Here is a 23,173-nt window from a genome sequence, read left to right as displayed (position 1 = left end):
GGCGGCGGGCGGGCCGCAAGGAGCCCGCGGTATCGCGTGCTGTCACGGCGGGCACGGCGGGCACGGCGGGTACGGCGGGTACGGCTGTCACGGCGGGTACGGTCGTCGTGGCTGTTGCGCCGCTCAGGAACGCGCGGCCCCGTTCGCCAGCCAGTCGTACGCCGCCTGTGCCGTGAACTCGGCCTGGCCGCCGCGCAGGAGCAGATCGGCCCGCGCGAAGGCGGGGGCGTCGGCCTGTGCGGCGACATACGGGACGGCGATGCAGCGCATGCCGGCCGCGTGCGCGGCGGCGGCACCCGGCGCGGCGTCCTCCAGGACCACGCAGTCCGCCGGGGCGGCGCCCAGCCGGCGCGCCGCTTCCAGGAACACGTCGGGGGCCGGCTTGCCGTGCGCCACCTCGTCGGCCGAGACGACGGTCGTGAGCCGGGAGGCGAGGCCCGTGCCGGCCAGGATCGCTTCGATCGCCTCGGGCGAGGAACCGGAGGCAACGGCCATCGGCACGTCGGCGGCCGCCAGCAGTTCCACGAATTTCCGCATCTCCGGGTACACGTGCGTGGAGGCGCGCGCCAGTTCCAGGTAGCGGCGGTTCGTCTCCGAGAGCAGGGTGTCGAGCCGAGCCGTCAGACCGTAGCGCTCCCTCCAGAGCGCGAGCGTCTCCTGGGTGCTGATCCCGACGTATCGCTCATGCTCGTCCCAGGTGAAGTCGGTGACGCCCTGCCCGGCGAGCGTCCGGCGCCCCGCTTCGAAGTAGTTCGGTTCGCTGTCCACGAGTGTTCCGTCAAGATCGAAGATGACCGAAGTTCTGCCGAGGGTGCGCATGCGGTCAAGGATGCCCGCGAGGGATCCTGGGCAGCCGCTGAGCCGCTGAGCCGCTGAGCCGCTGAGCCGCTGAGCCGCTGAGCCGCTGAGCCGCTGAGCCGCTGAGCCGCTGAGTACGGGGTGGCAGCGCCGCAGGGATGTCACCCCGCCACCGCTCGGCTGCCCGCGCGTGCCGCCCGTTCCGGAAGCGGCTGCTCAGCTCCGCGCCGCCCGCCCGATCGACTCCACCAGCGGCAGCAACCGGTGCGGGACGCGCTCGCGCAGTGCCACCTCGGTCCGGGTGCGGACCACGCCGGGCAGGCTGATCAGCGCCTGGATCACATCCTCCAGGTGGGCGTTGTCACGCGCCGCGACCCGGGTGATCAGATCGCCGCCGCCGGTGATCGAGAACGCCTCGATGATCTCCGGTACGGCGGCGAGCGCGTCCCCGACGTCGTCGAGATGGCCCTGAGTGACCTCGATGTGCACGAAGGCGAGCACGGGGTGGCCGAGAGCCGCGGGGGACAGCGACGGGGCCGTCCCGGTGATCACCCCGTCCCGCTCCAGCCGGTCCAGGCGGGCCTGAAGCGTGCCGCGGGCGACACCGAGGACGCGGGCGTATTCGCGGACACTGGTACGCGGCTGCTCCAGAAGCAGTCGCAGGATGCGGGTGTCGAGCTCGTCCACGGCCATGGTCCGTTGGCCTCCCTGTGGCCGACAATGATCACTTTCAACTGTACCAATGGCCCAGGTGAAACCGTGCCGGTTGAGCCAGTTCCCGACTGCCGCTTACCTTGTCCCTATTGATGGCGCTGCGCAGCGCCGGACGGCAAGGACGCCGTACCGGACCCGCGGCGCCTTTCGCATGTGCGCTGCGCATGCCGAACCTGTGCTGAAGTGCGAAGTGGGGCGGGCCGCCGACGGTGAAGAAGATGTTCATGGCTCCGGATCCGGGACTGTTCCGGCTGCGGGTCTCGCTCCGGGCGGTACTCGGCATCGGCCTCGCGGTCACCCTGTGCCAACTGGCCGGGCTCTCGCTCCCCGCGTCGATCACCGGCGGGCTCGCGGCGCTCCTCGCGCTGTTCACGGTCGGCGACCCGACGGTGCGCGGCCAGGCCGGCACCACCGCCCTGCTCCCGGTGGCCGGTCTCCCGGTCCTCACGGTCGCGACCGCCCTGCACGAGGTGCCGACGCTGCGGGACGCGACCTGGCTCGCCGTGGTCTTCATCGGGGTGTACGCCCGCCGCTACGGCCCGCGCGGGCACGCCCTCGGCATCTTCGCGTTCATGATGTTCTTCACCACCCAGTTCCTGCACGCCGTGCCGGGCCAGCTCCCGCAGTTGTACGCCGCCGTCGCCCTGTCGCTCGCGGCGTCCTCGGCCGTGCGGTTCGGCGCCTGGTGCGTCGAGCGGCGCAGCCCCCTGCCCGCCGCGCCGCTGCCGCTGGTAGGACGTGGCCTGGCGCGCCCCACCACCCGCCAGGCCTTCCAGGCGACCGCGGCCTGCGCCTTCGCGCTCACCGCGGGCCAGCTGCTCTCGCACGACCGCTGGTACTGGGCCGTCGGCACCGCGTGGTGGATCTTCGTCAACACGGCCTCGCGCGGCGAGACGCTGGTCCGCGGCTTCCGGCGCGTGCTCGGCACGCTCACCGGGATCGTGGCCGGGCTCCTGATCGCCGTACCGCTGCACGGCGCGCCGGCGCCCACCGCCGTCCTCGTCGCGGTGAGCGTCTTCGGGATCTTCTACACGGCCGCGCCCTCGTACAGCTGGATGATGTTCTTCGTCACCGTCATGGCGGGCCTGCTCTACGGGCTGCTCGGTGTCCTGCACCCGGGTCTGCTGGGGCTCCGGCTCGCCGAGACGGGTGTCGGCGCGCTCGGCGCCGCGCTCGCGGTCGCGCTCGTCCTGCCCATCACCACGCACACGGTCACCGACCGGTGGATCGAGCGCGCCCTGCACGCCGTGCACGGCTGCACCTCGGCGGCGGCCCGGCGGCTCGCGGGCGACGCCCAGGCCGACCCCGCGCCGCGCGCGGGGGAGCTCGAAGCACTTCTGGGGCGCGTACGGATGGCTCTCGCGCCCCTGGTGCATCCGCTCAACCCGATGTGGCAGCGCAAGGAGCGGGCCCGCGCGATCCTCGCCCTGCTCGACGACTGCGCGCGCGAGGTGCGGGGCCTCGCAGCCGTCGCCGCCGACCCGGACGCCTCGCACGACGCCCGTCTCACGGCGGCCTGCCGGCGGGTCGAGACGGCGATGGAGTCCCTGGTCGGCGCCGTACCGGGAGGCGCTCCGGCGGCCCACCACGGCGCCCCCGGCCACCACCCCGGTGCCGAGCAGGCGCTCGTCCACCTGCACGGCCTGGAACGGGCGCTCGTCGAACTGGCGACGCCGCTGCGCGGCTCGCTGCTCCTCGGCGCCTGACGTCTGCGGGGCTCTTCCCCCGGTGTCCGGCCGTCACCCGTCGTCCCAGGAGGCCGTCCTCCCTCTGTGGACACAGACGCCCGGAATGAGGCAGATTTACCGGTCATCCACAGGGCGGATCGCCGCACCCGCCGGGTGACTCCGCGGCCTTCGGACACGCGGGCGCCGCGGACCGGGCGGGAGCGGCCCGCGGGCGGAACTCTTGGGGGCGGCACCATGCGCGACTTCCCGCGCGGCACCACACACGAAGAGCCCACGGCCGACAGATCGGACGCGGGGCACCCGGGCCCCGGAGGCGAGGGCCCGGCGGGCTGGCTGGACCGGATCCGGTACGACGACGATCACGACGGCGAAGATCCGGCACGAGGGCGCGGACGCCCGCTGGACGGCCTCGGAGCAACCTCCGCCGCCCTCGGCCCGAAGCGCGCCCACGAAGCGCCTGGCGACCACCGTACGGACTCCACGCGGCCCCCTGCCCCGTACGGGCCCGGCGTCCCCGCCGACGGTCGGGGGGACCTCGGGCGGCCTCCTGCCCTGTCCGCGTCCGATGCCTCGGCCGAGCGTCGCGGCGACCCCGTGCGGCCGCCTGATCTGTACGCGCCCACCGTGCCTGCCGACCGTCGTGGGGAACCCGCGAGGCACCCTGCCCTGTCCGCGCCCGATGCCCCGGCCGACCGGCACGGGGACCCCGTCCGGTCGCGCGGACCGCACGCGCACGAGGCCCGGAACACCCGCCGGGCGGACGACGTGTTCCTGTCCGCCGTTCGGGCCGACGCCCACGCCGTGGAGGTCGCCGCGGCGTCCCGCGCCTTATCCGCGCAGGTGGCCGCACTGGCAACGCTCTGGCCCGACCGGGGCGCCACCCCGATCCCAGGGCTTCGCGGGCGGCTGATGGCCGGGGAGGCCGCAGCCGAGGCGCTGACCCGGCCGGCCCGGGATCCCAGCCCGACCGGACCGGACACGCGGACCGGACCGGACACGCGGACCGGACCGGACACCCGGACCGGACCGGACACCCGGACCGGACCGGACACCCGGACCGGACCGGACACCCGGACCGGCGCCGGGCGCGGGGCCGATCCCGACCGGAGCGAACCGGGCCCGGCCCCGGACCGACGCGCCCCGCAATCGCCCCACGACCTCCTCCGCGCCGCCGCCGAGTTCATCACGCTCCACCGCACCGAGGAGCGACTGGGTGATCCGGGCCGCCGGATCAACGCCGTCCGCGCGGAGATCGCGGACACGGGGACGTACCGGCACACCACCCGGGAACTCGTCTTCGGCGCGCGGGTCGCCTGGCGCAACGCCAACCGCTGCATCGGCCGGCTGTACTGGAACTCGCTGAGCGTGCGCGACCGCCGCGACGTACGGGACGCCGGGGAGGTCGCCGAGGCGTCCGCGGACCACCTCCGGGAGGCCACGCGCGACGGCCGGATCCGGTCGCTCATCACGGTCTTCGCGCCCGACACACCCGAGCGCCCCGGCCCCAGGATCTGGAACGAACAGCTCATCCGGTACGCGGGCTACCCACGCCCCGACGGCGGCGTGACCGGCGACCCGCGCAACGCCGGCCTCACCGTGGCCGCCCGTCGGCTCGGCTGGCCCGGCGGCCCCGGCACGCCCTTCGACGTCCTCCCGCTGGTGATCCAGGACACCGGCGCCGAGCCGCGCTGGTTCGCGCTGCCCGAGGACGCGGTGCTCGAGGTGGAGCTCGGCCACCCCGACTACACCTGGTGGCACGCGCTCGGACTGCGCTGGCACGCGGTGCCCGCCATCTCCAACATGTGCCTGGAGATCGGCGGCGTCTGCTACCCGGCCGCGCCCTTCAACGGCTGGTACATGGGTACGGAGATCGGTGCCCGCAACCTCGCCGACACCGACCGCTACGACCTTCTGCCGTTCATAGCCGGGCGCCTCGGCCTCGACACCCGCACCGACCGTTCCCTGTGGAAGGACCGCGCCCTCGTCGAACTCAACCGCTCGGTCCTGCACTCCTTCGACCGCGCGGGCGTCACCGTCACCGACCATCACACCGAGTCCCGGCGGTTCCTCACCCATCTGGGACGCGAGGAGAGCAAGGGCCGCCCGGTGGGCGCCGACTGGTCGTGGATCGTGCCCCCGATCTCCGGCAGCGCGACGCCCGTCTTCCACCGCACGTTCGACACCGTCGAACGGACTCCGGCCTACGTCCACCACCCGGAGGCCCTGGAACGGGCGCGGGGCGTGACCCCGCTCTAGCCCGCGCTCCACCTGCCCCTCCACCCGCTGTTCCACCCGCTGTTCCAGCCGGGCTGTTCCAGCCGGCCGACCGGCCCGCCCGCTCTGGTCTAGACCGCAGTGCCCCGACTGCTACCGTCGCCCCCGATGACGCGGGATCGAGAGGGGACAGCAGTGGCACACGGCGGCAGGCGGCAACAGCGGGCGTTCATCGGCTCGTTCACGGCGGCGGGAGGCCTCGGTGTCCTCACGGCGTCCGTCGATCCGGACAGCGGCGCGCTGACCGTTCTGAGCGCGGTCGACGGCGTGCCCGACCCCTCGTACCTCGCCCTGTCGCCAGTACACGATGTCCTGTACGCGGTCAGCGAGACGGCCGATGGCGCGGTGGCCGCCTACCGCGTGCACGCCGACAAGCCGGAACTGACCGGTCCGCCGATCAGTACCGGTGGCAGCGGCCCGACCCACCTCAGTGTCCTCGACGGACACGTCCTGACCGCCAACTACGGCTCGGGCAGCGTCACCGCCGTGCCCGTCCGGCCGGGCGGCGGACTCGCCGTCGCCGCCTCCAGCGTGCTCCAGCACACCGGTTCCGGTCCGCACACGAAGCGGCAGCAGGGCCCGCACGCCCACCAGGTGCAGCCCGACCCCACCGGCCGCTGGGCGGTCAGCGTCGACCTCGGCACGGACTCCCTCCGGGTGTGCGCCCTCGACGGCGGAACGCTCACCCTGCACCGCGAGATCGCCCTGCGCCCCGGCTCCGGGCCCCGCCATCTCGCCTTCCACCCGCGGGGCGGGCACGCGTACGTCCTCAACGAACTCGCCCCGACCGTCACCGTCTGCCGCTGGGACGCCGCCGAGGGCTCGCTGCGGCCCGTCGGCGAGACATCGGTGCTCTCCGGTGTCCCGGACGGCGACGCGTACCCCTCGGGCATCGTCGTCTCGCCCGACGGCCGCTTCGTGTGGACCGCCACCCGCGGCCAGGACGTCGTCTCCGTGCTCACGCCCGACGCGGTGGGCGAGGGGCTCAGGCTGGTCGCCACGGTGCCCTGTGGCGGCGTCTGGCCCCGCGCGCTGGCCCTCGACCCCTCGGGCCGCTTCCTGTACGCGGCCAACGAGCGCTCCGGCGACGTGACCTGGTTCACCGTCGACCCGGACACGGGCGTGCCGCGCCGCGCCGGCTCGGTCGAGGCACCGGCGGCGTCCTGCGTGGTCTTCGGCTGAGCTGGCCGACCTGGCCGATCCGTCTGCCCAGGCTGTCCCGGCTGACCCGGAGACTTCACGCGGTGTACGTCTCGCGCCCATGGGAAAGGGCCCCTCCTGTCCCAGGAGCGGGCCCTTTCGATGTGCGGGTGGTACGGGTTGTGCGGGTGTACCGGCCGGCTAGAAGGCCGGGGCTCCCTGGCTCTGCGGCGGCGCGATGCCCAGCGCCGACGTGTACTGGGCCAGCGCGAGCTTGCCGATCGCCGGGTACGGGCCGAGGGCCTCGGCGGCGCTGCAGCCGGCCTCCTTGGCGGCCGCGTCGAGCAGACCCGCGTCGAGCTCCGGACCGATCAGGTACGGGGCGAGCGCGAGCTGCTGCGAACCCGAGCCGCGCAGCTGCTCGGCGATGGCCGCGATCGACCCTTCCTCGTCGAGCGCCGCCGCCATGACCGGCACGGCGAGCCGCGCGGCGAGCAGCATGCCGGTGATCCCGGCCGCCTGCACGGCGTCCTCGCCGCCGACGGTGGCGAGGACGATGCCGTCCGCGGCGGTCGCCACGGTGAACAGCCGGGCACGGTCGGCGCGGGCCAGACCGGCCTCGGACAGGCGGACGTGCAGCGCCTCGGCGAGCAGCGGATGCGGACCGAGGACATCGGTCAGTTCGGCCGCGACGCGGCTGTCCATGACCGCCTGGCGGATCCGGCGCAGCAGGGCGTTGTCCGGACCGGCGAGGAGCGGTACGACGATGCCGACCGGGCCGTCGGGCGCGGTGACGTCGGAACCGGCGGCGCGGGCCTGCTCGAAGCGCGCGGTGCGCTCCTCGGCGGCGTGGGTCAGCACGGACTGCAGCGTGGGGAACTCGTCGTCCCCGTCCAGGTAACCGATGCGGGCATCGAGGCCGGGGAGCTCGGAGCGCGCGATGCTCACGACCTCCTCGGCGAGGCTGCGCGTGGCCGCGCTGGGGGTGCCCGGCACCGCGAGGACGAGCGCGGGCGCGCCCTCGGGAGCCGCCAGGGGTTCCGGACGGCGGTGCCGCCCGGCTTGGCGGGGTCGCGGCATTCGTACTGGCAGGCCGGACGCGGGCCCAGTGGGGGAGCTCATGGCGCCGCATGTTACTGGTTTCTTGGGTTCCCCTGTTCGGGGAGGGTGCAGGTGAGCGGTATCCGTCCGCTTTTGTCTGATGAGTTACGTACGGATCAGAAGTGGTCAGTTATCACGGACTTGTCTGTCCTGCGATGAATTCCGGCCATCGATTTCCGGATACGGCTTTTCGGCCGCCACGTACAACATCCGCTCGTCCAGGGGCAGCCTGAGCAGGCCGTTCGCCAGGTCGGCGGCGATCCGGAGCGCGCCGTCGAGCGGGTCGCCCGCGGCCGGTACCTGCCGGGCGTGCGGCAGCCGCTCGGCCAACTCCTCGCGCAGGGGGTCGAGGAGCGGGGCGCCCATCTTGAACAGGCCCCCGGTGAGCGCGAGATGGGGCTCGCCGTCGACCGGGCACACCGCCGCGGCCGACTCGGCCATGTGCCGTGCGGCGGCCCGCAGGATGTCCGCCGCCACGGGATCGCTCCCGGCGCGGGAGGCCACCTCCGGGGCGAAGGAGGCGAGTACGGCGGGCCGGTCGGTGCGCGGGTACAACCGTCCCGGCAGCCCCGGCATCGGCCCGAACATCTCCTCAGCCCGCGCCAGCAGTGCGGCCGAGCCGCCCGGGCGGCCGTCGAACGCCCGCAGGGCCGCCTCCAGGCCCGCGCGGCCGATCCACGCGCCGCCGCCGCAGTCGCCGAGCAGATGACCCCACCCGTCGGCCCTGCGCCACGACGTGAGGTCGGTACCGATCGCGATCATGCCGGTGCCGGCCGCGATCACGGCACCCGCCCGAGGGCCGAGCGCGCCCGTGTACGCGGTCACCGCGTCGGCCGCCAGGGCGAGCCGCCGTACCCCCAGTTCACGCTCCAGTGCCGCCGGCAGTTCGTCCCTCAGTTCGTCACCGAGCGTGGCCAGGCCGGCCGCGCCGACGGCGACCGCCCCGAGCCGCTCGACGCCGGCCTCGGCCATCAACCGCTGTGCCATCGGGAGCAGTTGATCCAGCAGATGCCCGGCCGAGATCCCGCGCGGGCCGGTACGGACCGGCTCCTTGGAGGTCAGGGGGTCACCGAGCGGGGCCGGGGGAGGGGGCGGCGCCGCCCCCTGGCGTACGGGGGAGCCGGCATCGCTCGTCACCCCGTGCGCGGCGAGAGCCACGCGCAGTCCCGAACCGCCGGAGTCCACGGCCAGCACCACGGACGGACCCGGACCGCCCGGCCGCCCGCCGCGTACACCGTCGGACGTCACGGCAGGCGCCAGTCCACCGGCTCCGCGCCCTGCCTGGCCAGCAGGTCGTTGGCGCGGCTGAAGGGGCGGGAACCGAAGAAGCCGCGGTCGGCCGACATGGGCGAGGGGTGCGAGGACTCCACCGAGGGCAGATCGCCGAGCAGGGGGCGCAGATTGCGGGCGTCGCGGCCCCACAGGATCGACACCAGCGGCCGGCCGCGGGCGGCCAGCGCCCGTATCGCCTGTTCGGTGACTTCCTCCCAGCCCTTGCCGCGGTGTGCGGCGGGGCTGCGGGGAGCCGTGGTGAGCGCCCTGTTGAGCAACAGAACACCCTGCTTCGTCCAGGGGGTGAGGTCACCGGTGGACGGCTGGGGCGCCCCGAGGTCGGTGTTCAGCTCGCGGAAGATGTTGATCAGGCTGGGCGGCAGCGGACGTACCTCAGGGGCCACCGAGAACGACAGCCCCACCGCGTGTCCCGGTGTCGGGTAGGGGTCCTGCCCGACGATGAGGACGCGCACCTCGTCGAACGGCTGCTGGAAGGCTCGCAGGACATTCGCCCCGGCCGGTAGGTAGGTGCGTCCCGCGGCGATCTCCGCGCGCAGGAAGTCGCCCATCTCGGCGATCCGTCCGGCCACGGGGTCGAGGGCTTTCGCCCAGCCCGGTTCGACGATCTCATGCAACGGTCGTGGTGCCACGGCGTCACCCTACTGCCGTACACATGGCGGAGATCAAACCGGTGGCTGTCACGCGACCGAGGATGACCGATTCGTCGTCGAATCGGACGTTCTCCGGGCACAAGACGCCTGCCGCCGTGGGCTGTTGGAGCCTCCGGGAGCTCAGGCCGCGACCGCTCTCAGGCCACGACTCTCTCGGACCGCGACCGCTTTCAGGCCGCGACTCCCCCAGGCCGCGACCGCTTTCAGGCCGCGACCGTGCTCAGGCCACGACCGCCGCGCGGACGCACAGGACGTCCGGCAGATGCGAGGTGAGCTGCCGCCAGCTGTCGCCGTCGTCCGCCGACGCGTACACCTCGCCGTTGCGATTGCCGAAGTACACGCCCGCCGGGTCCGCGCCGTCCGTGCACAGCGCGTCGCGCAGCACCGTGCCGTAGTGGTCCTCGGAGGGCAGTCCCGCCGTCAGCGGCTCCCAGTTCACGCCGGCGTCCTCCGTACGGAAGACGCGGCACCGCCGGTCGGCAGGGACCCGGTCCGAGTCCGCGTTGATCGGGAAGACGTACGCCGTGTCGCCGCGGTGCGGATGCGTCGCCGCCGCGAACCCGAACGTGGACGGCAGGCCCGCGCCGATGTCGGTCCACCGCCCACCCGCGTCGTCGCTGCGGTACACCCCCCAGTGGTTCTGGAGATAGAGCCGGTCCGGGTCCGCCGCGTCGCGCGCGACCTTGTGCACGCACTGCCCGAACTCCGGGTTCGGATCCGGCAGGAACACCGCCGAGACACCGGAGTTGGCGGGCTCCCAGCTCGCGCCCCCGTCGGCGGTGCGGAAGACACCGGCCGTGGAGACGGCGACCGTCACGGCCCGCGGGTCGCGCTCGTCGGTGAGGATCGTGTGCAGCCCCTCACCGCCTCCGCCCGGGACCCACTTCGAGCGGGTGGGGTGCTCCCACAGGGGGCGGACGAGTTCGAAGGACTCGCCCCGGTCCTCCGAGCGGTACAACGCGGCAGGCTCCGTCCCCGCGTACACCACGTCCGGTTCGGCGGCCGCCGGGTGCAGCTGCCACACGCGCTCCAGCGAGGCGCCCGTCTCCTTGGGGAACTTGACGGCGGGCCGCGCCGGTTCGGTCCACGTCAGTCCCAGATCGTCGGAGTGGAACACGGACGGACCCCAGTGCGCGCTGTCCCCGCCGACCAGCAGCCGCGGTCGGTCGCCCCGGGAGTCGATCGCGACCGAGTACACGGCCTGCGCGTTGAAATACGGATTCTCGTCGAACTCCCAGGCGCCGCCGCGCCGTCGCCCGATGAAGAGACCTTTGCGAGTGCCCACCGTGAGCAGTACGTCGGCCATGGCCGGCCACCTCCGCGACGTCGTTGTCTGCGATACGGGCCAGTCTGCACCCCGGCACCGACAGTCACCTCCCGGTCTCGCGTTTCCGCAGCTCGGGCGGGTCGCGTCGGCGGACGGCGGGGGTTCGCGGCGCCGGTCGGACGCCGGTCGCGGGGCGCGCCGCACGGCCCCCGGCTCCCGCGACGCACGAGCCGACGGGCACGGGGCGTGAGCATCGCGCGGAGCAGGCGCGTAAGGGAGGGAGATGTGGCGTGTCCGTGCGGTGGTGAGGAGGATGCCCTTGATGGCGGCATTCCGTGGTCCGAGGGTCTGGCTGTGGCGGTGGCGGCGCAACCCGCTACGGAGGCGGAGCGATGTCCTGGAGGCCTGGATCATGCTCGCGGCCTGGGCGCTCACGGTGCTCGCCGGCGCGGTCACGGGCCTGGCGAGCATCCGCGCCGTGGAGCACGGTCTCGCCCAGCAGCGCGCGGAGTGGCACGCCGTCCCCGCTCAACTGACCGAGGACGCGCCGGAGGCGAGCGGGACGGACCCCGCCGGTCGCGTCGTGTGGACGAAGGTCCGCTGGACCGCGCCGGACGGCACCCCTCGCTCCGGTCAGGTACGGGTCTACGCGGGCACCTCGGCGGACACCCCGGTCCGGGTGTGGACCGACCCCGACGGGCGCCTCGTCACCCGCCCCACCACCGTCGCCGTGGCCCGGCTGCGCGCCTACCTGATCGGCACCTTCGCCGGCGTGGGCGTGGCGGGCGTCCCCTTCATCGCCGGGCGCCGTCTCCGCGGCCGTCTGGAACGGCGGCGCATGCGGCGGTGGGACGAGGAGTGGGAGCGGATCGGACCGCTGTGGGGCCGGATGACGAGCTGAGCGGGTCGTTCAGGGCGCTCGCCCGGGTCGCCGAGGGAACGGCCTGCGGGGCGGTCGCGCGGCCCCGGTTTCACTACGCCGCCTCCAGAGCCGTACGGCAGTCCCGCAGGAGCAGTTCGTCATCGAGGACGTCGTGGCTGCCGTGGCCGCCGGAGCGCGCCCGGTGCCGCCGAGGCGAGGTCAGTTCCGTACGGACCAGGTCGTGGACGGGTGCGCCGGCGCCGCCCATCCGGACGAGGCATGCGGTGATGGTCCGCCGGGTGTACGGGTTCTGCGTCCAGGCGGCGCGGAACACCGGCAGGACGGGTACCGGATCTCCGGCGATGTCCCACAGGGCACAGGCGGCGGCGGTCCGCTCCCACACCTCGGCGGAGTCGGTCAGGCGGCGCAGTCCGGGGAGCGCGGGTGCTGCCGCAGCCCCCATGCGGCCGAGGGCCTCGGCCGCCGTCCGGGGACCGCCGGTGTCCCGCTGCGGGGCCAGCGCCCGGAGCAGCGGCGGAAGGACCGCCCCCGCGTCCCCCTCGACGGACCAGAGCGCGTCGGCCGCCGCCACGGCGTTCCCGCCGGTCAGCAGCTCCCGCAGCGCCGGTATCGCCTCGTGCGCCGGTGCCCCGAACGCGCCGAGCGCCCTCGTCAGCGCCTTCACCAGGGCGTCCCGGAGCCGCAGTTCGCGCGGTGTGCCGTGCAGCAGCCGCAGCACCTCCGGCACGGCGGTGGCGTACCGCAGGGTGCCGAGCCCGGACAGCAGCGGCGCGGCCCGGCCGTAGGTCTCCGGATCGTCGAGGGGGACCTCGGCCAGTCGCTCCCGCAGCAGCGGGGCGAGGGGCGCCGCGGCCGGGCCCAGATGTCCGATCGTGTACCCGGTTTCGTTCGGCACCACTGGGTGGCGCAGCACTTCCGCGAGGGCCGGTACCGCCCGCGCGTCCCCGCACCTGGCGAGGGCCTTCAGGGGGCGGCCCAGCGTTGCCGAACCACGTCCCCAGGAGTCCGGGCCCGACTCCACGAGGGTGGCGAGCCGGTCGGCCGCCGGAGCCGCCAGAGTGAAGAGGAACTCCAGGACGGACACCGCGGCCCAGCGCAACCGCTCCTCGTCCGAACCGAGTTGCTCACCGATCAGCGCGACCGGCTCCTCGTACGCGGCACGCCACTCGCGGAACAGCCCCGCCGACATCCACACGGCGTTGCACCGGTCGGCGGTGTCCTGGCTGCTCAACTGCCCCTTGAGCAGGGCGATCCGGTCCGCGGTGCGAGAGCCCAGCGCCTGGTGCAGCGTCCGGAGCAGCTGGGCGCCCTCCTCGTCCGCCGGTCGCATGCGGCGCAGACTGCCGATGAGGGTGTCGGAGGACGTCCGGACGGGCTCACCGGACGGCCGGAAGCGCTGTGACCTGATGTGGAGCAGTGCGACGACGGTGGGCACGAGATCGTCGGGCAGTCGGTCGGGGGCGCACCAGGCGAGCTGTCCGAGCGCGGCGAGCCGCAGCCCCGGGTCGTTCCGGGCGGCGCACAGCGACTCCAGACAGTCCACCGCCGGGGCCGCGGAATCGGCGTACAGCCGGGCGAAGAGCCCGAGGCTCTCGACCAGTGCCAGCCGGACGCCGTCCTCCTGCTCGTCCCGCAGCCGCTCCGTCAACAGGGCCAGTACGCGCGGCGGTTCGTCGTGGAAGCGTACGAGCGCCGACGGCGCGGCGCGGCGCACCTGCGGGTCCCCGTCCGTGACGAGGTCCAGGAAGACCGCGGCACCCGCGCGGATCGCCGTGCGCGCCATCGCGTGGTTGTCGTCCTCGCGGTCCTCCGCGTCCCGGCCGGGTACGACGTCGTCCGCTCCGTCCTCGAAGGCGTCCTCGTCGCCCGATCCTCCGATGCTGGCGAGCAACTCCACGATCTCGCCCCGGTCAGCGAGTCCCACGTGTCCGGCGAGCGTGAAGAGGAAGGGGATGGACGCCAGCGTCGAGTCGTACACATCGCCCTGGTGGTGCACGGCCCCGTACATCCCGTCGAGCGCGGTCTCCCGCTCCTGGGGGAGTGGCGAGGCGAGTCCCCGCAGCAGCTCCGGCACGTCGGCGGCGCTTCCGTAGGCATGCTCCATCGAGGCCCATTCGACCTCGTCGATCCCCCTGAACACGGTGTCCTCCCCAGGCGTACGGCCATTGATCGTGAGTGTGCACCACGGCACTGACAGTGACGCCCGGGAACCGTCCCGTCGATGGCGTCGACCCAGCCAACTGCGGAGCGAACGGCCGCTTTACGACGGTTGGCCGGAGCGAAGCCGTCGGGGCGGACCGGACGGGGGAGGGAAGAGCAGTGAGACAGCGCCGCCGGACACCCTCCTGGGTGCCCGGCGTGCGTGCCCACGCGGCTGTGACCGCTGTGTACGTCGCCGTCCCTAAGGGCGCGGCTCGGACGACGCGGGGTGAGCAGGCTGTGCCGCGGGCGCCACGGGCGCCGCGAGGGGCGTCACGGGGGGTCGCGGAGCCGGGGGCGCGGGGCGCCTGGAGGCGAACCGGGGCAGGGCCGGCGGGGCGAGGAAGCCCTCCGCGCGGGCCGCGGCGATGCCGATACGGGGAAGGTCGGCGCTCTTCTCGAAGAGGAGGTAGCGAGGCTCCCAGACCGGCCGGTACTTGGCGTTGGCCCGATAGAGGGATTCGAGCTGCCACCAGCGCGAGAGGAACGTCAGCACCGAGCACCACAGACGCAGCACGGGCCCGGCGCCCAGCCGGGTGCCGCGTTCGAAGACCGACCGGAACATCGCGAAGTTCAGGGACACCCGCTCGACGCCGATCTCCTCGGCACGCAGCAGCAGCTCGATCACCATGAACTCCATGAGCCCGTTCTCGGAGTTCCGGTCGCGGCGCATCAGGTCCAGCGAAAGCCCCCGCTCACCCCACGGCACGAAGCTCAGTACGGCCCGGGGTTCCCCTTCGCTGTCATGGCACTCCAGCATCACGCACCGGCCGTCGGCCGGGTCTCCCAGCCGGCCGAGCGCCATGGAGAAGCCACGTTCGGTCTCACCGTCGCGCCACTCGTCCGCCTTGTCGGTCAGGGCGGCCATCTCGGCGTCGGGGATGTCCTCGTGCCGTCGTACGCGGACGGTGTAGCCGGCGCGCCGGACGCGCTTGTGGGCCTGCCGGACGCCCCGCATGGCGCGCCCCTCCAGGGTGAAGTCGGACCGGTCCACGATGGCTTCGTCGCCGAGCTCCAGGGCGTCGAGGCCGTGCCGGGCGTAGACGGTCCCGGCCTCCTCGCTCGCGCCCATCACCGCGGGCGTCCACGCGTGGCGCCTTGCCTCCCGCAGCCAGGCCTCGATCGCGCCGGGCCAGGCCTCCGGGTCGCCGATCGGGTCGCCGGAGGCGAGGGTCACGCCGCCACCGACGCCGTACGCGATCGCCGCCTTGCCGCTCGGGGACCAGATGACCGCCTTGTCGCGGCGCAGTGCGAAGTAGCCGAGCGAGTCGCGTTCCCCGTGCCGTGCCAGCAGGGCTCGCAGCCGCGTCTCGTCCTCCTCGCCGAGGAGTTCGAGGCCGCGCGGGGAGCGGAAGCACGCGTAGAGCACCAGCAGGAAGGTGGCGGCCATCAGGACGTTGACCAGGATGTCGACCCAGCGGGGCGCGACGACGCTGTCGAAGCGGTCGGCGAGCGGACCGACGCTGATTCCACGCAGCAGGGTGTACGCGATCCGGTCGCTCAGCGGCGTTCCCGACACGCGGTTGGTGGCACTGACGAGCAGGGTGCCGAGGGTGGCGCTGACGAGGAGGCCGCCCGCGCCGACGGCGAGCGCCAGCCGGGGATTCGAGCGGTCCCCGACGGCATGGAACTCCTTGCGCCCCAGCAGGAGGGCGACGACGAAGGCAGCGGTGAGCAGGGCCGAGACCCAGTTGAAGACGTGCCGTTGGTAGCGGTCCTGGGTCAGCGCCACTGAGTAGAGCGCGAGGAGCGGCCCGGCCATCAGCAGATTGAAGATCCAGGCGGCTCGTTTGCGGCGCCGCATCACCAGCGCGAGAAACAGGGCCAGCGCCGCCGAGATCAGCCCGGCGGTGGCCAGATACGGGGTGAAGAACTCGCCCCCGTTGTGCTCGTGCACCTCTTCGCGGAACGGCAGCGAGATCACCGCGACGATGTTGAGGATCGCGAGCAGCCGCAGGTACCAGACGGTGAGCGCGGCGGCTCGTGGCCGGATTCCGACGCCTGCTCGTCCGGCCCGAGCCCCCCGGCGCGAGCTCGCGTTCCGCTGTTCCGGGATGAGCGCTGACTGTTGTACGGACACCGTGGAGCATCACCTTGGGGAGAGGCCGGGAAAAACCGGTGGGGACAGAGGCCGGAACACTACATCTTGTAGGGAAGAGTCAGGTTATGGCCAGGCAGAGTCCGCGTGAAGAGGTAAGGAGGTGTTGAGAATACGGCCCGCCGGTCCGCGTCACACCTGCCTGCCGGTCCGCCGCTCCGCGCCACCCGCACCTGCTGGTCCGCCTGCTCGCCGGTCCGCATCGCCTGCCGGCGAGCTGTCGGCTTCGCGCTGCCGGGGGTACGGAGCCCGGCCGTGGACGCGGAACCGCGCCGACCGGCCGCGGCTCGGCCCTCGCGACGGCCGAGCCGGATTCTGTCAGGGGTGAGCCGGATTTCTCAACGGCGCCCGCCCCGCATCCCTCAACGGCGGCCCGAGGCTCCCCGGTCGCGACCCGAGTTCCCGAAATGTCTGCCCGGGCCAGGCTCCCCGCTGTCACCGAGCGGGCGGTCGCGTGTGGTCGCCATCCACAGGAGGTCGCCCAGTGCGGCGCCCGCCGATACCAGGGCCGTGATCACCCCGGCCATGGTCACCGCGTCGCCGAAGTGCGGGCGCCCGTGCAGGGCGTGCAGGTCGAACCCGCACAGGTGGTAAACGCCCAGTGCGGCGATCCCGAGGCTCGGCACGAGCAGTGCCAGCACGGACGCCGGTCCGCGTGCCGTGCGCCCGGCGTCACGTTCCTTCACAGGCTCCCCCTGACATGAGACGTTCACCGCCGGGACCCTACGGCACGTAGGGTCCCCCTGTCCTGGCCGTGCTCAACCCGTGCTCGATCCGTGTTCCGCCGGGTACCCCGGGCGATGCCCGCCATGCGGGGCCGGGAAGTCCGGGCTCGCCGTGATCCGGATCACGGGTGTGTCACCGACCGGACATCCGGTCCAATTCCGTACCCATCCATGACGCCGGGACCCCGGATGCGAGGATGAGGGCCCTGATGACTGCCGGGTGGTGCACTCGCACGCTGCGAGCCGCGATGTTCGCGGCCGTCTGTGTGGTGCTCGCCGCCCTCGGCCACGTGATGATGTCCAGCTCTCCGGTGGCCTGGTGGGCGTTGGCCGGCGCGGGGGCGGGCACGGCCGGAGCGGGCTGGTGCCTGGCCGGCCGCGAACGTGGACTGCCGCTCGTCGTGTCCGTCGTGCTGCTCGGCCAGGGCGTGCTCCATACGGCGTTCTCGATCGCGCAGACGCTCACGCCCACCGCGGATGCCGACATGGGCCCGGGCTCCGGACCGGGGCAGCCCGGCATGGGCGGCATACTGATGGGCAGCGTGAGGCACGGGTACGCCCTGGGCTCCCTGCACATGGGTTCTGCCCACATGGCTTCCCTGAACATGGGCTCCATGGACATGGGCTCCGCGAACATGGACTCGATGGACGCCATGGGTATGGGGCGCATCGGTTCCAGCGCCCTGGCACATCTGTTCACAGGGGGACGCGAGGCGGGTTCCCCTTCCTCGTTCGGCATGCTCGCCGCCCATGTGCTCGCCGCGCTGCTGTGCGGACTCTGGCTCGCGTACGGCGAGCGGGCCGTGTTCCGCACGCTGCGGGCGCTGGCCGGCCGGCTGGCCGCCCCGCTGCGGTTGTTGCTCGCCCTGCCGACGCCGCCGCACCGGCCGAGGGTCCTGGTGCGCCGAGGCTCCTCGGACCGCGCCCCGCGCCGCCTCCTTCTCGTTCACCCGATCACTTCCCGGGGTCCGCCCGTGGGGACCGCTGTCGCCTGAGACAGCCGGCTTCCCGAAGGGCCTTCCGCCCTTCGGGCATCGGCCGTACCTCCTGTACGGCCGTACCCCCCCAGCACCGGACCCCGTGCGGCCTCGCGCCGGTCCGGATCACGGATGACCCGAGAAGGACACCTGGTGATCACTCCTGCCCTGCCTGTTTCACGCCACGGATGCGAGGAGCGGAACAACAGCGACAGCAACGGCGACCGAGCGGTCTCGGTCGACGAGTCGACGACCGCCTGGGCACTGGCCGCCCGCGCCGGTGACCCGGCCGCCGTCGAGCGGTTCGTCCGGGCGCTGCACCGCGATGTCGTGCGCTACGTCGCCCACCTGTCGGCCGATCCGCAGGCTGCCGACGACCTCGCCCAAGAGACGTTCCTGCGGGCGCTCGGCAGTCTGCACCGGTTCGAGGGGCGTTCCTCGGCGCGGGCCTGGCTGCTGTCCATCGCCCGCCGTGCGGTGATCGACAGCCTGCGGCACGCCGCTGCCCGGCCGCGGTCGAACGACGCCGCGGACTGGCAGACCGTGGTGGAACGCGCACAGCCGCGCGGTCTGCCCGGCTTCGACGACGGCATCGCGCTGCTCGACCTGCTGGCCGCGCTCCCCGGCGACCGGCGCGAGGCGTTCGTCCTGACCCAGATGATGGGCCTGCCCTACGCGGAGGCCGCCCTGGTCAGCGACTGCCCCGTCGGAACGGTCCGCTCCCGAGTGGCGCGGGCCCGGGCGACCCTGATCGCGCTGCTCGCCGAAGCGGAGGCCGAGGTGACGGCGGTGCGGGCCGCGCCGACCGCCGCCTGACCGTGCGGGCCGGGGTCCACCGCTTCCGGTCGGCCCCGGCCCGCACGGCATCCCGACAGGCCGGAGCTCGAAGGAAGTTCGAAGGACGCTCGAAAGAATGTGAAGCGGGGCGAAGGGAGTTCGAAGGGAATGTGCTCCGAACCCCGGCGCGGGTGACGAGGATCCGCTTCGACGACCCGGTGCCGGGCCCCGCTTCGGCGCCCGGCGGTCCGATGCCTACACGGACCGGTGGTACTGCTCCGGAATGTGCACCTCGGCCCCGAGTTCGCGCGCCGCGAGCCGGGCGAAGGACGGGTTGCGCAGCAACTCGCGGCCCAGCAGCACCGCGTCGGCCTCCCCGTTGGCGATGATCTTCTCGGCCTGCTCGGCCTCGGTGATGAGACCGACGGCGGCGACGGCCAGCGAGGTCTCCCTCTTCACCCGTGCGGCGAACGGGACTTGATAGCCAGGTCCGACGGGAATGCGTACGCCCGAGGCGTTCCCGCCCGTGGAGACATCGAGCAGGTCCACGCCGTGCTCGTGCAGTTCGGTGGCGAAGCGGACGGTGTCGTCCGTGCTCCAGCCCGCGTCCTCCAGCCAGTCGGTGGCCGAGACGCGGAAGAAGAGCGGCTTGTCGGCCGGCCAGATCTCCCGTACGGCGTCGACGACTTCGAGGGCGAACCGGGTGCGGTTCTCGTACGAGCCGCCGTACGCGTCGGTGCGGTGGTTGGAGTGCGGGGAGAGGAACTCGTTGATGAGGTAGCCGTGGGCGCCGTGGATCTCGACGATCTCGAAACCGGCGGCCAGGGCGCGGCGCGCCGCGTCCGCGAACTGGCCCACGATCTCCTGGATGCCGGCGACCGTCAGCTCGTCGGGAACCGGGTGTCCCTCGGCGAACGGGAGCGCGCTCGGGGCGAGCGCCTGCCAGCCGTACGCGTCCGGGCCGACAGGTGCGCCGCCCTTCCAGGGGCGGTCGGTCGAGGACTTGCGCCCACCGTGCCCGAGCTGGACGGCCGGCACCGTGCCCTGCGCCTTGAGGAAGCGCGTGATGCGGCGGAACGCCTCGACCTGGGTGTCGTTCCAGATGCCCAGGTCGTACGGGGAGATCCGGCCCTCGGGTGAGACGGCGGTCGCCTCGACGATGACCAGTCCCGTTCCGCCGGTGGCGCGGGCCGCGTAGTGGGCGAAGTGCCAGTCGTGCGGGGCGCCCGCGGAGGGACCCTCGGGTGCGGCCGAGTACTGGCACATCGGGGGCATCCACACCCGGTTGGGGATGGTGACTTCGCGCAGGACGTAGGGCTCGAAGAGCGCGCTCACGGCCGACTCCATTCGTCGCGGGACCGGTGTACGCCTCGTACGATAAGCATCGTAGTACGGCGGGTGTCAAACTACGACAGGTCTCGTACAATGACGGCGTCGGGCGAAGCCCCGGACGATGCCGAAGGCAGCCGGACGAAGACCAAGGTCCCCGGACGAAGTGGAGCCGCCATGACGACCGCCACCGCCGCCGGCGGCGGCCGTGATCTGCCGCACCCCCCGCGCGAGGAGATCCGGCTGGAGTCGGTGCTGCACGCCCTGTCCGATCCGATGCGGCTCCAGATCGTGCGGGAACTCGCCGCCGACGGCCGGGAACTCTCCTGCTCGGACTTCGTTCTGCCGGTCACCAAGTCCACGACCACGCACCACTTCCGGGTGCTCCGTGAGAGCGGGGTCATCCGCCAGGTCTACCGCGGCACGGCGAAGCTGAACGGACTGCGCACCGACGACCTCGACGCACTGTTCCCCGGCCTCCTCGACCGTGTCCTGGAGGCCGCCACCCGACAGGCCGGCCGCCTGGCGCCGTGACGGGCCGCGCCGGTCGACCGTGACATAGCCGCGACGGTCGACCGTGACAGATCAGGACAGTCGAGGGTCCTGCCCGGCGATGGCGGGCGGCAGAGGCGAAGGGGAGTAGGCAAAGGGGAACACCCACCCCTTGCCACTCTCAACATATAGCGCACTGGGGGGCTTGCGGCAAGGCCCCGGTCGTGCCGCAGAATCACTGGCCGAGGCCAGAACCTGCGGAAATGGGAGATTCACGAAGTGCGTGTGCTTGTGTCGATCAATGGGGCGTGCGGCGACGGCGTACCCGAGGTGGGGATCGCGCCGAGTTCGCGGGTGCCCGGCGGCGAGGCGCGGGTGGGCGCGCAACCGGCCTTCGCGGGCGCGACCCCGGATCGGAGCCGGTGACATGAACCCCTTGACCACCAGTGCGTTCCGTCTTCCCGGCCACCTTTCCCCCAAAGCCGACCCGGCGCTCATCGCCGCCGACGAACGGCACTTCGGGGCCATCGCGGAGAGCCTCGAGCAGGCGATCGACGAACTGTCCGACCGTCTCGACGCCGAGCGCAGGGCGCCCGGCGGCATCGGCCGCGAGGCGATGGAACGGGACATCGAGATCCACCGGCTGACCGGTCGGCTGCGCGCCCTGCGCCGCTTCGGCCTTGACCTGTGCCTCGGACACGTCGTCGGCGCGGACGACTCGGAGCCTTTGTACATCGGGCGCCTCGGTCTCACCGACAGCGAAGGCCGCAGGCTGCTCACCGACTGGCGCTCTCCTGCGGCCGAGCCGTTCTTCGCCGCGACCCACGCCAACCCGATGGGCCTGGCTAGCCGCCGCAGGTATCGCTGGACCCGTGGCCGCATCAGCGACTACTGGGACGAGGTGTTCACCACCGACGGGCTGGAGCGGCACGCCGCCCTCGACGACCAGTCCGCCTTCATCGCCAGCCTGGGAAGCAACCGGTCGGCCCGGATGAGGGACGTGCTCGCCACCATCCAGTCCGACCAGGACGCCATCATCCGGGCCGGATCCCGCGGCGCTCTCGTCGTGGACGGCGGTCCGGGTACGGGCAAGACGGTCGTCGCCCTGCACCGCTCCGCCTACCTCCTCTACTCCGACCCCCGCCTCGGCCACCGACGGGGCGGCGTGCTCTTCGTCGGTCCCCACCAGCCCTATCTGGCCTACGTCGCCGATGTCCTGCCCAGCCTCGGAGAGGAGGGCGTACAGACCTGCACCCTGCGGGACCTCGTCGTCGAAGGACCCGGAGCGGCGATCGAGCCCGACCCGGAGGCGGCCCGTCTCAAGTCGTCCGCGGACATGGTGAAGGCGATCGAGAAAGCCGTCAGGTTCTACGAGGAGCCGCCCACCCGGGCGATGACCGTGACGACCCCCTGGGCCGAGGTCACGCTGAGCGCCGACGACTGGGCCGAGGCGTTCGAGGCGGCGGGCCCCGGTACCCCGCACAACGAGGCGCGCGACCTGATCTGGGAGGAACTGCTCACGATCCTGCTGGACAGGCACGACGACGATGTCCCGCCCGATCTGTTCCGGCGCGCGATGCTGCACGACGAGGAACTGACCGGGACCCTTGACCGCGCGTGGCCGCTGCTCGAAGCGGCCGACCTCGTCGGAGACCTGTGGTCGGTGCCCGCCTACCTGCGGATGTGCGCGCCCTGGCTCGGCCCCGACGACGTGCGGAAGTTGCAGCGCAAGAACGACCCCCAGGCCTGGACGGTCTCCGACCTGCCGCTCCTGGACGCCGCACGGCAGCGGCTCGGCGACCCGGAGACGGCCCGGCGCAAGCGCCGGCACGAGGCCGTTCTCGCCGCCCAGCGCGAGAGCATGGCGCAGGTCGTCGGCAACCTGATCGAGGCCGCCGCCGCCTCCGGCGCCGACGGTGACGACGGCGAGGGCCTGGTGACGATGCTGCGCGGCGAGGACGCCAAGGTCAGCCTGGTCGACGAGTCCGAACTGCCCACCGTCGAACCGGACCTGCTCGCCGGTCCGTTCGCGCACATCGTCGTGGACGAGGCCCAGGAACTGACCGACGCGGAGTGGCAGATGCTGCTGCTGCGCTGCCCGTCCCGGAGCTTCACCATCGTCGGGGACCGCGCCCAGGCCAGACACGGTTTCGCGGAGTCCTGGCAGGAACGGCTCGGGCGGATCGGGCTCGACCGGATCGAGGTGGCCTCCCTGACCATCAACTACCGGACGCCGGAAGAGGTCATGGCGGAGGCCGAGTCGGTCATCCGCGCCGCGCTCCCGGACGCCAACGTGCCGACCTCCGTCCGCAGCACCGGCGTTCCCGTCGTCCACGGTTCCGTCGCGGATCTGGAGTCGGTCCTCGACACCTGGCTCCTCACACATGCCGAGGGGATCGCCTGCATCATCGGCGATGCCACGTTCCGGGCGACGTCCCGGGTCCGGTCGCTGACCCCGGAGTTGTCGAAGGGGCTCGAGTTCGACCTGGTCGTCCTCGTCGACCCGGAGGAGTTCGGCGAGGGGGTGGAAGGCGCGGTCGACCGCTATGTCGCGATGACCCGGGCGACCCAGCAACTCGTCATCCTCAGGAGTTCCTGACGCATGATCAGCGAATGCGGCTGTAAGGGCGGTTGCCCGTTGCCGGTCCGGCGGGGGGGGGGCCGGGGGCCCCCCCCCCCCGCCGGGGGGGCCGCGCTCGCAAGAACCGGGGGGGCTGGTAGGGTACGCTGGGGGGGGGGGGGCGCATCCCCCCCCCCGGCGCCCCCCC

The 23,173-nt window shown here is 73.1% G+C and carries 18 protein-coding genes; 8 read left to right on the top strand and 10 right to left on the bottom strand.

What is annotated here, in order from left to right:
- Positions 1–123 precede the first annotated feature (123 nt).
- A complete protein-coding gene (locus ACFYR3_RS30895) occupies positions 124–819 on the bottom strand; it encodes an HAD family hydrolase (RefSeq protein ID WP_389285261.1) in 696 nt (231 codons plus the stop codon).
- A 195-nt stretch (positions 820–1,014) separates the two neighbouring features.
- The gene (locus tag ACFYR3_RS30890; RefSeq protein ID WP_261703115.1) at positions 1,015–1,491 is read right to left on the bottom strand and encodes an Lrp/AsnC family transcriptional regulator; all 477 of its coding nucleotides are present in this window, start codon (positions 1,489–1,491) and stop codon (positions 1,015–1,017) included.
- Between the two features lie 239 nt (positions 1,492–1,730).
- Here ACFYR3_RS30890 and ACFYR3_RS30885 point away from each other — a divergent pair, with 239 nt between their 5' ends.
- From ACFYR3_RS30885 to ACFYR3_RS30875, 3 genes are all read left to right on the top strand, one after another.
- On the top strand, positions 1,731–3,218 hold the full coding sequence (locus ACFYR3_RS30885; RefSeq protein WP_389285260.1) for an FUSC family protein: 1,488 nt from the start codon (positions 1,731–1,733) through the stop codon (positions 3,216–3,218).
- Between the two features lie 216 nt (positions 3,219–3,434).
- Positions 3,435–5,456: a nitric oxide synthase oxygenase gene (locus tag ACFYR3_RS30880; RefSeq protein WP_389285259.1), complete on the top strand. Its 2,022-nt coding sequence runs from the start codon at positions 3,435–3,437 to the stop codon at positions 5,454–5,456.
- Positions 5,457–5,609: 153 nt separating this feature from the next.
- Positions 5,610–6,656, top strand: a complete 1,047-nt coding sequence (locus tag ACFYR3_RS30875) for a lactonase family protein (protein ID WP_355839308.1) — start codon at positions 5,610–5,612, stop codon at positions 6,654–6,656.
- A gap of 159 nt (positions 6,657–6,815) precedes the next feature.
- Here ACFYR3_RS30875 and ACFYR3_RS30870 read toward each other — a convergent pair whose 3' ends face one another.
- From ACFYR3_RS30870 to ACFYR3_RS30855, 4 genes are all read right to left on the bottom strand, one after another.
- The gene (locus ACFYR3_RS30870; protein WP_355839020.1) at positions 6,816–7,736 is read right to left on the bottom strand and encodes a hypothetical protein; all 921 of its coding nucleotides are present in this window, start codon (positions 7,734–7,736) and stop codon (positions 6,816–6,818) included.
- A gap of 105 nt (positions 7,737–7,841) precedes the next feature.
- Complete coding sequence (locus ACFYR3_RS30865; RefSeq protein WP_355839021.1) at positions 7,842–8,963, bottom strand: BadF/BadG/BcrA/BcrD ATPase family protein; 1,122 nt, start codon at positions 8,961–8,963, stop codon at positions 7,842–7,844.
- A complete protein-coding gene (locus ACFYR3_RS30860; protein WP_355839023.1) occupies positions 8,960–9,637 on the bottom strand; it encodes a uracil-DNA glycosylase in 678 nt (225 codons plus the stop codon). The genes ACFYR3_RS30865 and ACFYR3_RS30860 overlap by 4 nt, the downstream gene beginning before the upstream one ends.
- A gap of 241 nt (positions 9,638–9,878) precedes the next feature.
- Positions 9,879–10,964 (bottom strand): WD40/YVTN/BNR-like repeat-containing protein, encoded by a 1,086-nt coding sequence (locus ACFYR3_RS30855; RefSeq protein ID WP_389285258.1) that lies wholly within the window; start codon positions 10,962–10,964, stop codon positions 9,879–9,881.
- A gap of 283 nt (positions 10,965–11,247) precedes the next feature.
- On the opposite strand from ACFYR3_RS30855, the gene ACFYR3_RS30850 reads away from it, so the two are divergent.
- On the top strand, positions 11,248–11,826 hold the full coding sequence (locus tag ACFYR3_RS30850; protein WP_389285257.1) for a hypothetical protein: 579 nt from the start codon (positions 11,248–11,250) through the stop codon (positions 11,824–11,826).
- Between the two features lie 73 nt (positions 11,827–11,899).
- Here the strand turns inward: ACFYR3_RS30850 and ACFYR3_RS30845 are convergent, their stop codons facing one another.
- The 3 genes from ACFYR3_RS30845 to ACFYR3_RS30835 all read right to left on the bottom strand — a co-directional run bounded on the left by ACFYR3_RS30845 (position 11,900) and on the right by ACFYR3_RS30835 (position 16,791).
- On the bottom strand, positions 11,900–13,948 hold the full coding sequence (locus ACFYR3_RS30845) for a HEAT repeat domain-containing protein (protein WP_389285256.1): 2,049 nt from the start codon (positions 13,946–13,948) through the stop codon (positions 11,900–11,902).
- 261 nt (positions 13,949–14,209) lie between these two features.
- Complete coding sequence (locus ACFYR3_RS30840) at positions 14,210–16,087, bottom strand: phosphatidylglycerol lysyltransferase domain-containing protein (protein WP_389285255.1); 1,878 nt, start codon at positions 16,085–16,087, stop codon at positions 14,210–14,212.
- Positions 16,088–16,467: 380 nt separating this feature from the next.
- Entirely contained in the window at positions 16,468–16,791 is a 324-nt protein-coding gene (locus tag ACFYR3_RS30835; RefSeq protein WP_355839032.1) for a hypothetical protein, read from the bottom strand.
- Between the two features lie 248 nt (positions 16,792–17,039).
- On the opposite strand from ACFYR3_RS30835, the gene ACFYR3_RS30830 reads away from it, so the two are divergent.
- Entirely contained in the window at positions 17,040–17,825 is a 786-nt protein-coding gene (locus ACFYR3_RS30830) for a hypothetical protein (RefSeq protein WP_389285254.1), read from the top strand.
- A gap of 135 nt (positions 17,826–17,960) precedes the next feature.
- Entirely contained in the window at positions 17,961–18,623 is a 663-nt protein-coding gene (locus ACFYR3_RS30825; RefSeq protein WP_355839036.1) for a sigma-70 family RNA polymerase sigma factor, read from the top strand.
- A 216-nt stretch (positions 18,624–18,839) separates the two neighbouring features.
- Here the strand turns inward: ACFYR3_RS30825 and ACFYR3_RS30820 are convergent, their stop codons facing one another.
- On the bottom strand, positions 18,840–19,919 hold the full coding sequence (locus ACFYR3_RS30820; protein ID WP_355839038.1) for an NADH:flavin oxidoreductase/NADH oxidase: 1,080 nt from the start codon (positions 19,917–19,919) through the stop codon (positions 18,840–18,842).
- A 171-nt stretch (positions 19,920–20,090) separates the two neighbouring features.
- Between ACFYR3_RS30820 and ACFYR3_RS30815 the strand changes: the two genes are divergently transcribed.
- Positions 20,091–20,447 (top strand): helix-turn-helix transcriptional regulator, encoded by a 357-nt coding sequence (locus tag ACFYR3_RS30815; protein ID WP_355839040.1) that lies wholly within the window; start codon positions 20,091–20,093, stop codon positions 20,445–20,447.
- A 385-nt stretch (positions 20,448–20,832) separates the two neighbouring features.
- Positions 20,833–23,004 (top strand): RNA polymerase recycling motor ATPase HelR, encoded by a 2,172-nt coding sequence (gene helR, locus ACFYR3_RS30810; RefSeq protein WP_355839042.1) that lies wholly within the window; start codon positions 20,833–20,835, stop codon positions 23,002–23,004.
- Positions 23,005–23,173: the final 169 nt, after the last annotated feature.

The organism is Streptomyces sp. NPDC005784 (genome assembly GCF_042871525.1).
In the GTDB taxonomy this organism is placed as follows: Bacteria; Actinomycetota; Actinomycetes; order Streptomycetales; family Streptomycetaceae; genus Streptomyces.
This window is presented reverse-complemented; position numbering and strand designations above follow the sequence as displayed.

Coding starts and splice junctions, on each gene's coding strand:
- ACFYR3_RS30895 (WP_389285261.1), bottom strand. CDS start 819: ATGCGCACCCTCGGCAGAACTTCGGTCATCTTCGATCTTGACGGAACA.
- ACFYR3_RS30890 (WP_261703115.1), bottom strand. CDS start 1,491: ATGGCCGTGGACGAGCTCGACACCCGCATCCTGCGACTGCTTCTGGAG.
- ACFYR3_RS30885 (WP_389285260.1), top strand. CDS start 1,731: ATGTTCATGGCTCCGGATCCGGGACTGTTCCGGCTGCGGGTCTCGCTC.
- ACFYR3_RS30880 (WP_389285259.1), top strand. CDS start 3,435: ATGCGCGACTTCCCGCGCGGCACCACACACGAAGAGCCCACGGCCGAC.
- ACFYR3_RS30870 (WP_355839020.1), bottom strand. CDS start 7,736: ATGAGCTCCCCCACTGGGCCCGCGTCCGGCCTGCCAGTACGAATGCCG.
- ACFYR3_RS30855 (WP_389285258.1), bottom strand. CDS start 10,964: ATGGCCGACGTACTGCTCACGGTGGGCACTCGCAAAGGTCTCTTCATC.
- ACFYR3_RS30850 (WP_389285257.1), top strand. CDS start 11,248: ATGGCGGCATTCCGTGGTCCGAGGGTCTGGCTGTGGCGGTGGCGGCGC.
- ACFYR3_RS30830 (WP_389285254.1), top strand. CDS start 17,040: ATGACTGCCGGGTGGTGCACTCGCACGCTGCGAGCCGCGATGTTCGCG.
- ACFYR3_RS30815 (WP_355839040.1), top strand. CDS start 20,091: ATGACGACCGCCACCGCCGCCGGCGGCGGCCGTGATCTGCCGCACCCC.
- helR (WP_355839042.1), top strand. CDS start 20,833: ATGAACCCCTTGACCACCAGTGCGTTCCGTCTTCCCGGCCACCTTTCC.